The 17,263-nt window shown below is 38.6% G+C and carries 9 protein-coding genes; 3 read left to right on the forward strand and 6 right to left on the reverse strand.

Features of this window, described 5'->3' with window-relative positions:
• Positions 1-46: 46 nt before the first annotated feature.
• The gene (locus tag JR347_RS15005) at positions 47-1,327 is read left to right on the forward strand and encodes a type IX secretion system plug protein (RefSeq protein ID WP_205721403.1); all 1,281 of its coding nucleotides are present in this window, start codon (positions 47-49) and stop codon (positions 1,325-1,327) included.
• Here the strand turns inward: JR347_RS15005 and cas6 are convergent.
• The 4 genes from cas6 to JR347_RS15025 form a co-directional block, all read right to left on the reverse strand.
• A complete protein-coding gene (gene cas6, locus JR347_RS15010) occupies positions 1,324-2,124 on the reverse strand; it encodes a CRISPR-associated endoribonuclease Cas6 (RefSeq protein ID WP_205721404.1) in 801 nt (266 codons plus the stop codon). The genes JR347_RS15005 and cas6 overlap by 4 nt on opposite strands.
• A 182-nt stretch (positions 2,125-2,306) precedes the next feature.
• On the reverse strand, positions 2,307-3,404 hold the full coding sequence (ychF, locus tag JR347_RS15015; RefSeq protein ID WP_205721405.1) for a redox-regulated ATPase YchF: 1,098 nt from the start codon (positions 3,402-3,404) through the stop codon (positions 2,307-2,309).
• Entirely contained in the window at positions 3,404-4,504 is a 1,101-nt protein-coding gene (locus JR347_RS15020) for an AI-2E family transporter (protein ID WP_205721406.1), read from the reverse strand. The genes ychF and JR347_RS15020 overlap by 1 nt, the downstream gene beginning before the upstream one ends.
• 79 nt (positions 4,505-4,583) lie before the next feature.
• A complete protein-coding gene (locus JR347_RS15025) occupies positions 4,584-4,919 on the reverse strand; it encodes a DUF3276 family protein (protein ID WP_205721407.1) in 336 nt (111 codons plus the stop codon).
• A gap of 150 nt (positions 4,920-5,069) precedes the next feature.
• Between JR347_RS15025 and JR347_RS15030 the strand changes: the two genes are divergently transcribed.
• Complete coding sequence (locus tag JR347_RS15030) at positions 5,070-5,975, forward strand: DUF58 domain-containing protein (protein ID WP_205721408.1); 906 nt, start codon at positions 5,070-5,072, stop codon at positions 5,973-5,975.
• 3 nt (positions 5,976-5,978) lie between these two features.
• Here JR347_RS15030 and JR347_RS15035 read toward each other — a convergent pair whose 3' ends face one another.
• A complete protein-coding gene (locus tag JR347_RS15035; RefSeq protein ID WP_205721409.1) occupies positions 5,979-6,326 on the reverse strand; it encodes a 4Fe-4S dicluster domain-containing protein in 348 nt (115 codons plus the stop codon).
• Positions 6,327-6,435: 109 nt separating this feature from the next.
• Between JR347_RS15035 and JR347_RS15040 the strand changes: the two genes are divergently transcribed.
• Positions 6,436-7,443: an acyl-CoA reductase gene (locus JR347_RS15040; protein WP_205721410.1), complete on the forward strand. Its 1,008-nt coding sequence runs from the start codon at positions 6,436-6,438 to the stop codon at positions 7,441-7,443.
• Between the two features lie 50 nt (positions 7,444-7,493).
• Here the strand turns inward: JR347_RS15040 and JR347_RS15045 are convergent, their stop codons facing one another.
• A complete protein-coding gene (locus JR347_RS15045) occupies positions 7,494-17,123 on the reverse strand; it encodes a gliding motility-associated C-terminal domain-containing protein (protein WP_205721411.1) in 9,630 nt (3,209 codons plus the stop codon).
• Between the last annotated feature and the right edge of the window lie 140 nt (positions 17,124-17,263).

The following is a 17,263-nucleotide window of genomic DNA, read 5'->3' on the forward strand; positions in this document are numbered from 1 at the left end:
CTTTCTATAAAAGAGTTGGAATAGGTATCTTCGTTTTTTCATAATTATGATAAATACTGGTATATCAACATTATTTCTTTTCTGCTCTCTCTTAATAGGCTCTAAAATATCCCCACAACAATCGGGCAAGAAATTATTGTATGAGGATGCCACCTATGAAGAAGAGATAAGAACCGTTTTATTGTATCCGAATTCAGGTAATCCTGGGGATGTTTTTTTATCTCCTGTAGATAGAGTGGGATCACGCAGGTTAACACTTGAATTTGATGATTTAGTTGAAGCACATGAGCAATATCGTGTGAAGTTAATTCATTGTAATCGTGATTGGACACCTTCAGGTTTAAGGACTTTAGACTATTTATATGACTTTAACGAGTTTAACATCACACAATACGAATACTCTACAGATACTAAAATCGGTTACATTCACTACACCTTTCGCCTCCCACCAGTAAAGCAATCAGGTAATTATCTACTTGTTGCCTACAGAGGTTCCGATGAAAAGGATATAATTCTTACTAAACGGTTTATGATTTATAATCAATCAGTAAGTATTGAAATACTTTCAAACCTTAATGGCCTGACCTCTATGAAAAGAGATAATCAGCAGATAGATTTTAAAATAAATTATGAAGATATTGAGCTTATCAATCCGCTAGAAAGAATTCGTGTAGTGCTCAGGCAAAATCAGCAATGGTATAATGCGATAACAATTAAAAAACCTTCCTTCTTCAGAAACCTTGAACTGGAATATCGATTTTTCAATTTTGAAAATAATTTTAGTGCTGGAAATGAGTATCGGTTTTTTGATATGAGGTCGCTGAGGTATCCCGGTCAAAATATTGAAAAGGTAGATTTACTAGTGAGGCCATCAAAAGCATATATTATGACCGATGGCCCTCGAATTTATCAGGCGTACGCACAATATGATGATATTAATGGTAACTTCTACATTCAAAACCAGGACACAGGAGGAAGCTCTGAATCGGACTATCTCTATACTAAATTTTCTCTTGCCTTGAGGGAACCAATTGGAGGAACGATACACGTAGTTGGTAAAATGAACGATTATAAACTTGATGAAACAACTCAATTAACCCTAGATAACCGTACTAGAACTTATACTAATACACAGTTATTGAAGCAGGGATTTTATAATTATAAGTATGTTGTAAAAAGCGATACCCTCAATTATAATTATCTGGAGGGAAACCATTTCGAGACTGAAAATCAGTATGAAATCTTTGTTTATTACAGCCCTCCTGATTTAAGAGGAGATTTACTTGTAGGGTATTCGGAATTAACTTTAAACGAACGCCTCAATTAGGCATAAGAAAATTCGTAATTCAAAACGCGTTGGCTAGGGTTAGAGTTGGCCACATCGAGCATACCAAATCCCTTATGAGTGAATTGTCCTAAACCACTGTGAAAAACAAATTCCTGAACTTTAGGTGCTGCATACATTGTGAAAGGAAAGGTATAGCCCCGCACTTCATATTTAACATCCTGATCAAATACAGGGTAAATGCGTGCAAACTTCTTTTGAGCAGCTGTTAGCCTGGCCAAATAGCTTTTGTCCGGCACTATTTGAAATTTATAAAAGCTCTTTAGTTCCTCTTCAGTAAACCTGCCCGTTTCCTGCATACGCTGAATGGTAGAATCGTACAACATATCTGAAAACGAATCTGTATCAGGCTGAATAAATCGTTTAGCAGTGCTATCATTAAACGAGGAGCTTAACAACACCAAAGGGCTAATGCAGATAAATTTAATTGAATCTTCAAATTCAATAGACTCCTCCAATTCAACTGCTTCAGGCTTTAAGAAAAGTGTTCCTATTTCCACCTGTTCAAAGTTGAAGAGGTTTTTCAGGAAATAATCAATAAAATCTTTATTAGGACTGGATAAAACCAACGTAACTCTAGAAGAATAAAAATGCAGTCCCTTACGGCTTACTTTTGTCTGACCTTTAAGCCCTGAGAAATTATAAAGGGTATAGTTGATCATCTCGGAGTTTTGACCTTTCATCAATATGCCCTTGATCATCTGCGCAAGCATAAATTGATGATGAAAAGGGACATGACTCCCCCTATTTTTTAATGCAAAAACAATACGGACTCTCAACTGTCTAAAAATTACCGTTAAAAAAATAGGTACCGGTTCAAAAAAAGAGGTATCTCTAAAAACTCGCTATCTCAAAAATCTGCCGCTTTATTAAATAAACCAGTTATTACAACTGCAAATAGTTATTAAAAATAAAATTAAAAAATCAAATCTGAAAGCCAAAACGGCATTATCTGCTCAAATTAGACGTTAAATCTGAAGTGCATAATATCGCCATCATGCACAACATATTCCTTACCTTCCACTGCCATCTTACCTGCTTCTTTGCAGGCTACTTCAGTTTTATATTTTTGATAGTCTTCCAGCTTAATTACTTCAGCCCTAATAAAGCCTTTTTCAAAATCAGTATGAATAACACCAGCCGCTTGTGGAGCCTTCCATCCTTTTCTGATGGTCCATGCTCGTACCTCAGTAGGTCCTGCGGTAAAGTATGTAATTAAATTTAAGATTGAATAAGCCGCCTTAATTAACTTATTTAATCCAGACTCCTTTAATCCATACTCTGATAGAAACATTTCTCGTTCCTCAGCATCCTCCAATTCTGCAATTTGGGCTTCAATTGAGGCAGAGACTACCACTACTTCTGCGTTCTCATCTTTAACGCCTTCTTTCAACCTTTCAGAATGCTCATTTCCATTAGGTAAGGCAGTTTCCTCCACATTAGCCACGTAGATTACTGGCTTCGCTGTGAGTAGCTGAAGGTCTGCCACTGACTTTTTATCTTCAGCATCTAAATCAATAGTTCTGGCATTATTACCTGACTCAAGGTGCTGTTTATATTTCTGAAGTATTGCCAAATCCTTTTTAGATTTCGCATCACCTGATTTAGCCTGCTTTTCTATTCTGGAAATCTTCTTATCGATAGACTCCAGGTCTTTCAACTGCAACTCTATATCAATAACTTCTTTATCTGTTAAAGGGTCTACCTTACCATCAACGTGTACGATATTATCATCATTGAAGCACCTTACCACATGAGCAATGGCATCAACCTCTCTGATATTGGCTAAAAATTGATTACCCAATCCCTCTCCTTTGCTTGCACCTTTTACAAGGCCAGCAATATCTACAAACTCAATGGTGGTAGGTAATACTTTCTGAGGGTTTACAAGATCTTCTAAAATATGAAGACGCTCATCTGGAACTGTAATTACGCCTACATTTGGCTCGATTGTACAAAAAGGAAAATTAGCTGCCTCAGCCTTATTATTAGAGATTGCATTAAATAAAGTAGATTTTCCAACATTAGGAAGACCAACGATACCACATTTGAGTGCCATTAAATAGTGTTTTTCTGCGTTTTAAAAATTTTATAGCTTCTGTATCCTTCGTACAACTCTGTAAACGAAACTCGAAGTACGGTGTAACAAGGAATAGCAGCTACCATACCTGGTATGCCTGCCAGCGAAGCGCCCGCAAATATAATTATAAAAATCTCCAAAGGATGAGCTTTTACACTTTTAGAAAAGATTATAGGCTGGAGAAATACATTATCAACAACTTGAACCCCCGCAAAGACAGATACAATCTTCAAAATAAGAAAAATCACTTCTTGAAAGTTTGTTAAATCTATGCCAGTAGATATTCCAACAATAATACCAAAGCTGGCGCCTAATATTGGGCCTAAATAAGGAATAAGGTTAGCCACTGCCGCGAATAAGGCTATCGTCAACGAATATTTAACACCTACAATGCTCAGCCCTAGTGCTGCCAGGCTAAACACAGAAAACATCTGTATCAATAAACCTGTCAGGTAATTCGATAACAATTTTTCGATTTTATTATACGCTGTAATGGTAACCTCAAAGTATTTATTTGGAATAAAGGAGATCAATTTTTTACGCATACTTCCCATTTCATATAACAAGAAAAAAGAGATAAATGTAACTGCTAATATGCCAATAAAGAATTTACCTGTGAGGGCAATAATTGCATTCAAAATATTAGAAAACTGAATTTCAGATAATAAGTTTAATATATTGGTCTTAAGATTATTTACGATAAACCCTGGCTCCTGAGATGTCAATTCGTTGGCAATCATGAACGTTTCCAGGTTTTGGAGTGGTATTGTTAGTTTCTGATAGAGATCGTCATAATTGAGTGACGAAAGTACTTCTACCTGCTCCGATATGAGTGGTATAAATAAAATAAAAAATGACACCAACAGTGCTACAAGAATACCGAAAGACAAAATAACTGCAACCAGCCTGGGAAGTCTTAGCCCAAAAAATTGTGCAGTGGTTAGATAGCGCATGAGAGGCCGCAGGATGGCACTCAGCACAATAGAGAAGGCAACATAGAGGAAAATATCAGAGAATATCCATCCTGCCAATATAAATAGTGCTGCGAACAGCAAAATATAAATAATTGTATTACGCATAAAGCCTTATCCAACAAACATAATAAAAAACCCCGTTTCAGGTGTACCAAAACGGGGTCTCATAAGTTCTTCTATAATTTTAATCCCACTTCAATTCTGTATCTACACTTGCAGTGGTTTCATCTTCGTTATTTCTATCAAACTGTTCAAAATCTACATCTGGAAGCAACTCTTCCTTCACATGATTAACAGTGTTGTTTAATGCATCCTGAAATTTATTAAAGTCCTCTTTGTAAAGAAAAATCTTATGTTTTTCGTAGGTGTAACCATCATCTTTATACCTTCTTTTGCTTTCTGTGATGGTTAAATAGTAATCATTTGATTTAGTTGCTTTAACATCAAAAAAATAAGTTCTTTTACCCGCTCTTACTCTCTCCGAATAAATTTCTTCTCTTTCATTGTTATTCTCTTCCACAATCCTAAAGTTTAGTTAACAAATTTTGCCCTCTTTTTAATTAAACAGAAGCTAAATATAGTATAATATTTATATTTAAAGCAAACACACCTTATTAATTGTAAAACATTTTCGAGAATATTACGTTGTGCTACCCATTTATAAAATGCAATGAAGTTAGAGCTCGCAAAAATTCGTGAAGTTGGTGATCTGAATATTTTAGCCAGACAATTGGTCGAGGGTTTTGTAACCGGACTTCACAAATCCCCATATCATGGTTTTAGTGTAGAATTCTCTGAACATAGACTTTATAATACTGGTGAGAGCACAAAACATATTGACTGGAAAGTTTTTGCCAAAACAGACAGGCTTTACACCAAACGCTTTGAAGAAGAAACCAATTTACGTTGTTTAATAGTATTGGATGATAGCTCTTCTATGCATTACCCTGTAGAATCTAAGGCAAAAATACAGTTTAGCATTATTGCAGCGGCCTCTTTGGCTTACCTACTTCAGAAGCAACGGGATGCAGTGGGTATATGCACCTTCAGTAATGAAATTGAACTGATAACAGAGCAAAAGTCAACATCGACCCACCTCAACAAAATATTAAGCGAGCTACAAAACCTGTACGATAACCCCTCGGATCTGAAGAAAACTCAAACTGCCAAGGTTTTACACGAGATTGCCGGCAAAACACCACGTAGATCACTAATTATTTTGTTTACGGATATGTTTGATAGCGAGGAAAATCTCGATGAAATATTCTCAGGACTTCAGCATTTAAAACATAATAAGCACGAGGTGCTATTGTTTCATGTAACGGATAAAAAAACTGAGTTTAATTTTGAGTTCGAAGACCGACCTCATGAATTTATCGATTTGGAAAGTGGTGAAAAGATAAAATTACAACCCTCAGAAGTGAAGGATCATTTTAAAAAATCAGCTGCCGAATTTTATCAAAACCTTAAACTTAAATGTGCACAAATGAAAATCGACCTCATTGAGGCCGATGTAGAAATTGATTATAATGAGATTCTTAAAGCGTATTTGATCAAAAGATCAAAAATGCGTTAGTTTTTACTCATTATGTAGCCAGGCCTTTTTATCTAAAAGCTCCTCTTCTGTTTCTTCATAATCAGGATCTGGCACACAACAATCAACTGGACAAACTGCAGCACACTGCGGCTCTTCGTGAAAGCCCATGCACTCGGTACATTTACCAGAAACTATATAATAGAACTCGTCTGAAACAGGCTCCTGAAGCTCTTTACCATCAATGACATCGCCTCCTTCCATTTCAACCTCTTTGAGTTCAGTACCGCCACTCCAATTCCACTCTATTCCGCCTTCATAAATTGCAGTGTTGGGGCACTCGGGCTCACAAGCTCCACAGTTTATGCATTCATCGGTTATCATTATTGCCATAGTAATAGCACGTTTTAATCTTCAGTTAATTTTAGAACTTTGCAAAAGTATAAACTATCTACATGTCTACAAACAACAACCTTAATGGTTTAGTTTAAAATAAAACAGAATGACTTTAGAAGAAAGAATAAATGCGTTTAGTCAACTTGGTGACAAGTTAAAATCACTGTCTGAAGATGAATTTGAAAACCTTGCTCTCAATGCACAAAATGGTAATTCATGGTTTACACCAACGAGTGTTCGTTTAGCGCTAAATGGTATAATTAAATTTCTTGATAAATCGGTGCTCCAAAATTGGGTGTCTAATTATCAGTTAAATCAAGAATCTAAAACCATAGGTATAGTAATGGCAGGCAACATCCCTTTAGTTGGCTTTCACGATTTGTTATGCATATTAATCTGTGGCCATTCTATCAAAGTAAAAATGAGCTCACAAGATTCTGTTCTGATGACGTTCATACTTGAGTCTCTGATAAAAATAGAACCACGACTGGAAAAAAATATTATCGTAGTAGATCGATTAAAAGATATTGATGCAATTATTGCCACTGGAAGTGATAATTCTGCCAGATACTTTGAATACTACTTTTCAAAATACCCTCATATTATAAGAAAAAACAGAACTTCTATCGGGATTCTCAATGGCGAAGAAAAAGAGGATGATCTATCCAGTTTAGGCAAAGATATTTTTCAATATTACGGGTTAGGATGTAGAAATGTATCAAAAATTTATGTTCCCAATGGCTATAATTTTAATACTTTCTTCGAATCGATACAATCTTACCAAAGCGTAGGTGACCATCATAAATACAATAATAATTATGAATACAATAAGTCCATATACCTTGTGAATGGTGATAAACATTTAGACAACGGGTTTTTATTGTTACGAGAAAGTAAAAATATAGCCTCACCACTTGCCGTTTTATTTTATGAGGAATATAATGACGATAACACATTAAAAGAACGATTAGAAAAAGACCAAGAGAAAATACAGTGTGTTGTTAGTAATAATCAGTGGTACGAGAATTCATTCGATTTTGGTGAGGCACAATCACCAGGAATTGATGATTACGCTGATCATGTAGATACAATGAAATTTTTAACATCCTTATAATAAAAGAGGCGCTTAAAGCGCCTCTTTTGGTTTTATATAATCTTTAGTATCTAAGGAGAATTACCCCGTATTATTTCGACCCACCCAGTATACGCCTGTCCGTTTGACTCAACCTTATAGAAGTATATTCCATCAGGAGTATCTCCTCCAGACCAGAAATCTGCTTCTGTTGTACCGCCATAGCTATCTGATGAAAATACAGTTTTACCCCATCTGTTATTAATGATTAATTGCGTATTACCCTGATCGATATTAATCATTCTGAAAGTATCATTAACTCCATCTCCGTTTGGCGTGAATACATTTGGTATGATAACGGTAGAATCTCTAGGGATTTCAATATCTAATTCAATTTCACAACCAAGGGCGTCTGTCACAAATAAATCATAATTACCTATTCCTAGACCTTCGTAATCTAGCAGGTAATTATTATTGAATGGATCAAATGGTATTTCATCAGGACCTAAACCAAAGAATCCGTCAGCATCCCCTTCTAGAACGGCCTCATAAGGCTCAACCCCACCAGACACTCCAGTTATACTGAATCCACCTGTAGTGTTATCTGGGAATGAACTTGAAATGTTATCAATAGTTACATTTAATGGCGCAACCACATCAGGAATTTCAAGAGAGTTAGGATGATCAAATATTATTGGATCAACGCATATAGTTTGCGTTTGCGATAACCTTAGCCTGAAAATCCTGTCAGGTGTTTGTAGGAATGAACGCTCAGTTACTCTGATCTCATCACCAATAGTTAGTGTTAAAGGAACTTGATCCACAACCTGCTGCTGATCATTGAATACAAATAAAGTATAATCCGTACCTAACTCGCCAGTGATACCAGTTAGTACCAACTCATTCACATACTCTTTGGTAGTATTTAAACATCTCTGTTGAAGCTCATAATCAAAAGAAACAGGAATTGGCCCACCAATAATGGAGAAATTACTTTCAAGTGAACATACACCTTCAGTTTCTGAAGAAACAATCACGGTATAATCACCAGACACCAAACCAGTCTCATTACTTCTCGGGAACAGCCCTGTAATATCATCACCATCCCAGCCATCGTTATTCTCATAGATAATATTGGCGGGATCGTTAGCATCCACTATTGTAACAATGTATGGTGGTGGTGGAGAATTAGCAAAATCCACTCTCATTGTAATTCTTCCTGCACTAGGATTACTACAATTTGCACTTGACGTATTTAACTGAGATAAGTTGATTTGACCAGGAGACGAAACAGCTACTGTTTCCATTACAGTGCAACCATTCGCATCTCGCACATAAACATCATAATCACCCGCATCTAAACTACTGAGGCTATTTGTATCGCTGAACTGACCATCGACTACAGTATTTCCACTTATTACAAATGCGAAAGTAAAATCTCCACCAGACCCGCCAGCAGCAGTTACTTCGATAGCTCCATCACCGGAGTCACATCCCTCTAAATCTGTAATACTGAAGTTCACATCAATCTCAGGAGTATTAGAACCAATAAGTATATTTTCAAATCTTTGCGGACATGGGTCATTCTCAATTTCCCCTAGTCTGATTAAGTTATTTCCTTCTGTTAATCCATTAGGATCAGATGCATTTGGAATAACCAGCGCATTTAATTCAACCCAATCTCCGCCATTAATTGAATAAAAGTAGTCTCCTGTAGTAGAACCAATCAAGTTTTCAATTTCTATACTACCTGTAGATTCACCAAAACATTCAACATTACTTGTTCCAACAAGGTCTGCTGTAACAGTTGTTTCAGTACTAATTGCAACTATTCGTTCAGGTGTGGTAGTGCGGCCATCACAAATATCACCAGATACAACATCTTCTACTATAACATAATATGACCCCGCTCTTAAGTTACTTACAGTAACATCACCGTCATTATCCTGACTGAATCGAGAGTAGGTATTATCTGTAATATCAATCAAGGTTACAGCATATGTACCACTACCACCATCAATTTCATATGTAATACTACCAGCTTCTGGGTTTTGACAAGTTGGTAATGTTGTAGCACCAGTTACTTCATTAATTGTAGTAAATACAGCACAATCTACAGCACACCCTGGAGGTAAGCTAATGACAGCTGATTCACTAGCAGAACACCCACTAACATTATCAGTAACAGTTACAGTGTAAGTCCCCTGATTAGAAAGGTTAGTTAAATCTTCAGTGTCTGCAGTAAAGCTTCCTGGTCCATCCCATGCGAATGTAAAATCACCACTTCCACCGGTCACTGTCAAGTCGATTAAGCCATCATCATTACCACATACTGTTACATCAGATGACACAACAGCAAGTGTAAAGTCTACCGGCTCGGTAATAGTAACCACATCTGAATCAGAGCAACCACTATCATTGTCTGTGATTGTATATGTATAATCTCCTTGTTCTAGTCCATTTATACTAACTCCAGTACCTACAAATCCATTGGGCCCTACCCAATCCACATCAGTATTCGGACCTTGTCCTGTTAGTGTGAGATCAATACTTCCATCATTCGCACCACAAGAAGTAATATTGGTTGAAGCCACTGCCACAGTAAAGTTTAAAGGCTCATTAATGGTATATGTATCGCTTACTGTACAACCTGTGTCATCATCAGTGACAAGTACATCATAATCACCACCTTCTAAGCCACTTATATCCTCCGAAGTCGATGTAAATCCATTAGGACCTGTCCAATCAAATGAATAGTTACCGCTACCACCGTTTATAGTAATTGCTATTTCACCATCACTTGTTCCACAACCTGTTGCATCAGTTTGAGTATCTACTGTAATCGTAGGTGCTGGATCAGTCAATGTAGCATCCGGATCATCAACTGAAGTACAAGTTGCAACCGTAATATTTAAATCAGTATATGTGCCAGCCGGAGCATTAATAGATGCTGCATTTGAAGAAACAACTACACCACTGAAGGTGCCATCTGCATAATTGATATCATAGGTATTATCAGGCACACCGGTAAATGTAAGGTTAATTGTTCCGTTTCCTCCACAATCTGTAGGATCTACAACTGAAGCAACTGCTATTGTTGGTACTGGGTCTGTAATAATAATTTCAGAATCTTCTGTTGAAGTACAAGCTCCAACTGAAATTCTTAAATCAGTGTAAGTCCCTACAGGCGCTACAACGGTAGCAGCGTTTGAGACAACATTGACACCAGTGAATGAACCTGTTGCATAAGTTATAGTATAGGTATTATCCGGAACATTTGTGAAGGTAAAATCAATTGATCCATCTCCACCGCAAGTTACTGGGGAAATGCCCACTGCGGCAATTGTTGGTAATGCAGGCTCTGTTAAAACAGCAGCTGGATTATCTACAGATACACATCCATTTTCAGTTATACTTAGGTCATTATATGCTCCGGCAGCAGCGCTAATAGTAGCCGTGCCGCCTGTGATATTTACATTTGTAAATGAGCCACCATCGAAGTCAATAGTTGCTGCTGCATTATCCGCAACTCCTGTAAAACTAAGTTCTATTGTACCATCATCTCCACAATCTGTAGGTTGAGTTACATTGTCTACAGAAATTGTAGGTATTGTAGGATCTACTAATGTTGGCCCAACTATTGGTGCAGAGGAACACCCTCCTTCTTCTACTTGTATATCAGTATAATTTCCTGCAAACAAACCATCAATTAATAATAATCCACCTGCATCACTTGTTATACCGAATGGACCTTCAGCACCGCCATTAAAATTATAAGTCACATTATACAAAGTAGATATATCAAGACCTGATAACACTATTTCTCCTTCATCGCCACCACAAGTTGATGGATTGGTAGAACCATTAATGGCAATCGTAACTGAACCAGGGTCAGACAATGTGAATGGACCGATTAATGGATCAGAAGTACAATTACTTTCTGTAACCGTAATATCAGAATAGCTACCTGCTATTAACCCTGGAATTGTTAATTCTCCTATACCATTACTTGAAATACTTACTGGAGCCTCCGGGTTACTATTAAGATTGTAATTGACATCGTATAGTGTATTGTTAGCAAGACCGTTTATAACAATACTCCCGTCAGAATCTCCACAAGTTGCTGGGTCATTATTACCAACGTGCGCTATGGTAACTGGCGTTGGATCAACCAAATCAAATGGTCCATTCAACGTATTTGAAGTACATCCACTTTCTGTTACTCTAATATCAGTGTATGAACCTGCATTAAGGCCATTAATTACAATTTCACCTGTAGGAGTGCTAACCTCTCCAGTTAATGATATAGGATTTCCATCATCATTAAAGTTTACATCATATGCTGTACTATTTGCCAGACCTGTAATTTCTATTGAACCATCCGTTCCTCCACATGAGTTTGGATTAGATAATGTTCCTATCACTATTGTAACTGAACCCGGATCAACTAATACAACCGTTGAGTTCAACGTATTTGAAATACAATTATCTGTACCTGTAACTGTAAAATTATTATAACTGCCGGCCACTAATCCAGGAATAATTAAATTACCTGCTCCATCACTTGTCAATAATGGTTCATTAGTTGGAGCTCCATTTACTTCAAAATCAACAGAAAAATCACTTGAAGCTGTTAGTCCTGTCAATTGTATTTCACCATCATCTAAACCACAATTAGTAGGGTTATTACCAGAAGCCCCCGTAATAGTCTCACCACCTGGATCAGATAAAGTAATTGGACCTGCCACGGTATTAGAGGTACACCCAGAAACTACATCTGTTACCACAAAATTCGTATAGCTTCCAGCATTTAAACTGATGATAGTAAACTCACCGCCAGGAGTACTTGTAATACTCTCATCTACTTGAATTCCGTCATCAAAATATGTTAATTCATAATCAGTTGATGCATTAAACCCAACAAGAACAATGGAGCCTTCATCGCCACCACAAGTTGATGGATTACTTTGATTAAAAATGGATAGTGTAATCGCACCAGGATCGGACAAACTGAATGGACCGTTTAATGTATTCGAAGAGCAACCTGTTCCTTGGTCAGTAACTGTAATATTAGTGTAGCTTCCTGCGTCAAGCCCTCCTATGTTAAATTCACCACTAACATTAGATGTCCCTGTACGAGTATCAGGTGTTCCATCATCAAGAAAATTTACATCAAAATTGGTTGAGGGAGTTAATCCACTTAATAATATACTACCAGTACTTACTCCACATGAGGCAGGGTTATTTGGTGTTGCATTAATAACCAATGCCGTTGGTTCCGTTATCGTTATTGTTGCCTGGTCAGTACAGCCATTCGCATCTGTTACTGTTACCGTTACCTCTCCTACTGAACCTCCGGTAAAATCTAATGTCGTAGCTGTTGTACTTGTAGTTGCTGTCGCTGTATTACTATCTATCGTAAATCCATACGGTGCTGTGCCACCGGATGCTGTAAATGTTCCTGCTGCATCCGAATCTCCATTACAATCTAATGCAACATCTGCCGTAGGTGTTAATACCAAGACTGCTGGTTCGGTTATCGTTATTGTTGCCTGGTCAGTACAACCATTCGCATCTGTTACTGTTACCGTTACCTCTCCTACTGAACCTCCGGTAAAATCTAATGTCGTAGCTGTTGTACTTGTAGTTGCTGTCGCTGTATTACTATCTATCGTAAATCCATACGGTGCCGTGCCACCGGATGCTGTAAATGTTCCTGCTGCATCCGAATCTCCATTACAATCTAATGCAACATCTGCTGTTGGAGTTAACACTAATGATGGTGGTGCCGTTATCGTTATTGTTGCCTGGTCAGTACAGCCATTCGCATCTGTTACTGTTACCGTTACTTCTCCTGCTGAACCTCCGGTAAAATCTAATGTCGTAGCTGTTGTACTTGTAGTTGCTGTCGCTGTATTACTATCTATCGTAAATCCATACGGTGCCGTGCCACCGGATGCTGTAAATGTTCCTGTTGCATCTGCGTCTCCCGCACAATCTAACACAACATCTGCTGTAGGTGTAAGTGTAGTTGCTGTTGCCGGTTCGGTTATCGTTATTGTTGCCTGGTCAGTACAGCCATTCGCATCTGTTACTGTTACCGTTACCTCTCCTACTGAACCTCCGGTAAAATCTAATGTCGTAGCTGTTGTACTTGTAGTTGCTGTAGCTGTATTACTATCTATCGTAAATCCATACGGTGCTGTGCCACCGGATGCTGTAAATGTTCCTGCTGCATCCGAATCTCCATTACAATCTAATGCAACATCTGCCGTAGGTGTTAATACCAAGACTGCTGGTTCGGTTATCGTTATTGTTGCCTGGTCAGTACAACCATTCGCATCTGTTACTGTTACCGTTACCTCTCCTACTGAACCTCCGGTAAAATCTAATGTCGTAGCTGTTGTACTTGTAGTTGCTGTAGCTGTATTACTATCTATCGTAAATCCATACGGTGCCGTGCCACCGGATGCTGTAAATGTTCCTGCTGCATCCGAATCTCCATTACAATCTAATGCAACATCTGCTGTTGGAGTTAACACTAATGATGGTGGTGCCGTTATCGTTATTGTTGCCTGGTCAGTACAGCCATTCGCATCTGTTACTGTTACCGTTACCTCTCCTACTGAACCTCCGGTAAAATCTAATGTCGTAGCTGTTGTACTTGTAGTTGCTGTCGCTGTATTACTATCTATCGTAAATCCATACGGTGCTGTGCCACCGGATGCTGTAAATGTTCCTGCTGCATCCGAATCTCCATTACAATCTAATGCAACATCTGCCGTAGGTGTTAATACCAAGACTGCTGGTTCGGTTATCGTTATTGTTGCCTGGTCAGTACAACCATTCGCATCTGTTACTGTTACCGTTACCTCTCCTACTGAACCTCCGGTAAAATCTAATGTCGTAGCTGTTGTACTTGTAGTTGCTGTCGCTGTATTACTATCTATCGTAAATCCATACGGTGCCGTGCCACCGGATGCTGTAAATGTTCCTGCTGCATCCGAATCTCCATTACAATCTAATGCAACATCTGCCGTAGGTGTTAATACCAAGACTGCTGGTTCGGTTATCGTTATTGTTGCCTGGTCAGTACAACCATTCGCATCTGTTACTGTTACCGTTACCTCTCCTACTGAACCTCCGGTAAAATCTAATGTCGTAGCTGTTGTACTTGTAGTTGCTGTCGCTGTATTACTATCTATCGTAAATCCATACGGTGCCGTGCCACCGGATGCTGTAAATGTTCCTGCTGCATCCGAATCTCCATTACAATCTAATGCAACATCTGCTGTTGGAGTTAACACTAATGATGGTGGTGCCGTTATCGTTATTGTTGCCTGGTCAGTACAGCCATTCGCATCTGTTACTGTTACCGTTACTTCTCCTACTGAACCTCCGGTAAAATCTAATGTCGTAGCTGTTGTACTTGTAGTTGCTGTCGCTGTATTACTATCTATCGTAAATCCATACGGTGCCGTGCCACCGGATGCTGTAAATGTTCCTGTTGCATCTGCGTCTCCCGCACAATCTAACACAACATCTGCTGTAGGTGTAAGTGTAGTTGCTGTTGCCGGTTCGGTTATCGTTATTGTTGCCTGGTCAGTACAGCCATTCGCATCTGTTACTGTTACCGTTACCTCTCCTACTGAACCTCCGGTAAAATCTAATGTCGTAGCTGTTGTACTTGTAGTTGCTGTAGCTGTATTACTATCTATCGTAAATCCATACGGTGCTGTGCCACCGGATGCTGTAAATGTTCCTGCTGCATCCGAATCTCCATTACAATCTAATGCAACATCTGCCGTAGGTGTTAATACCAAGACTGCTGGTTCGGTTATCGTTATTGTTGCCTGGTCAGTACAACCATTCGCATCTGTTACTGTTACCGTTACCTCTCCTACTGAACCTCCGGTAAAATCTAATGTCGTAGCTGTTGTACTTGTAGTTGCTGTCGCTGTATTACTATCTATCGTAAATCCATACGGTGCCGTGCCACCGGATGCTGTAAATGTTCCTGCTGCATCCGAATCTCCATTACAATCTAATGCAACATCTGCTGTTGGAGTTAACACTAATGATGGTGGTGCCGTTATCGTTATTGTTGCCTGGTCAGTACAGCCATTCGCATCTGTTACTGTTACCGTTACTTCTCCTGCTGAACCTCCGGTAAAATCTAATGTCGTAGCTGTTGTACTTGTAGTTGCTGTCGCTGTATTACTATCTATCGTAAATCCATACGGTGCCGTGCCACCGGATGCTGTAAATGTTCCTGTTGCATCTGCGTCTCCCGCACAATCTAACACAACATCTGCTGTAGGTGTAAGTGTAGTTGCTGTTGCCGGTTCCGTTATCGTTATTGTTGCCTGGTCAGTACAGCCATTCGCATCTGTTACTGTTACCGTTACCTCTCCTACTGAACCTCCGGTAAAATCTAATGTCGTAGCTGTTGTACTTGTAGTTGCTGTCGCTGTATTACTATCTATCGTAAATCCATACGGTGCTGTGCCACCGGATGCTGTAAATGTTCCTGCTGCATCCGAATCTCCATTACAATCTAATGCAACATCTGCCGTAGGTGTTAATACCAAGACTGCTGGTTCGGTTATCGTTATTGTTGCCTGGTCAGTACAGCCATCAGCATCTGTTACTGTTACCGTTACCTCTCCTACTGAACCTCCGGTAAAATCTAATGTCGTAGCTGTTGTACTTGTAGTTGCTGTCGCTGTATTACTATCTATCGTAAATCCATACGGTGCCGTGCCACCGGATGCTGTAAACGTTCCTGACGCATCCGAATCTCCATTGCAATCTAATGCAACATCCGCTGTTGGAGTTAATTGTAAATTATTCCAGACCACATCAACATCATCAAAAACACCTGGACAAACCATATTGTCATCTGTAATTGTCCATCTAAATGTATTGGTTCCAACAGACAAGCCCGTTGCAGTGGTATTTGGAGAATTAGGACTTGCTATCACACCTGAACCTGCTACCACAGACCATTCGCCAGTTTCTGTTGACAAAGGCACACTACCCACTAATCCAATGGTTCCATCGCAACTCAATGGAGGGGTTCCTGATGCATCTGGAACTGATGCCACAGATACAACAATATTAGATTCAATAGCCTGACATCCTTCAGAATCTGTCACTGTAACTTCATAGACTCCAGCATCTAATCCTGTCGGATTATCAGTATCCCCAATAGCCGTTGGGCCTGTCCAAGCAAATGAGTTACCTCCATTTCCTCCAGTAGTTGATATTTGTATTTCACCAGTACCAGCTGTGCAGGCAGGTGTGATGTCATCCACTGAAATTAAAAGTTCGTCAGGTTCAGTTACTGTTCTAAAATCAAATAGTATTAGTGAAGTGCATGGTGCATCCAAATTAATAACTCTGGCTGTATAAGTAGAAGGAATTAAACCTGTGAATGTAAATGATGAAGCCGTTGTTGGCGCAGAGTCAATATCGCCACCGTTAATAAAGTCAGTTATTCTATACGTGTAATTTCCTGCATATCCATTAGGATTATCAACCACAATAGTCATCTGCCCATCATTGAAGCCATTACAGGTTACAGGTGTTGGAGTAACGGTTATGGAATTAACTGGACATTGAGCATATGAATCCCCTAAAGCAATAAACAATAATAGCGTTGCGACTAAGAGAACTTTAGAATGTAAAAGGTTGATACTTTTAAATAACAGTTTTATCATGACTCGGTCAGTCGAAAAAATTTATTATATATATAGTCTAAAAAATCAAAGTAACCGCTAGTTTAAAATTGATTATTAGAGTATTTACACCAATAAGCAAAGATGAACGATTCTTTGTACAATTCAAATACGATCTTGTC

Source organism: Fulvivirga lutea (assembly GCF_017068455.1).
Lineage (GTDB): Bacteria > Bacteroidota > Bacteroidia > Cytophagales > Cyclobacteriaceae > Fulvivirga > Fulvivirga lutea.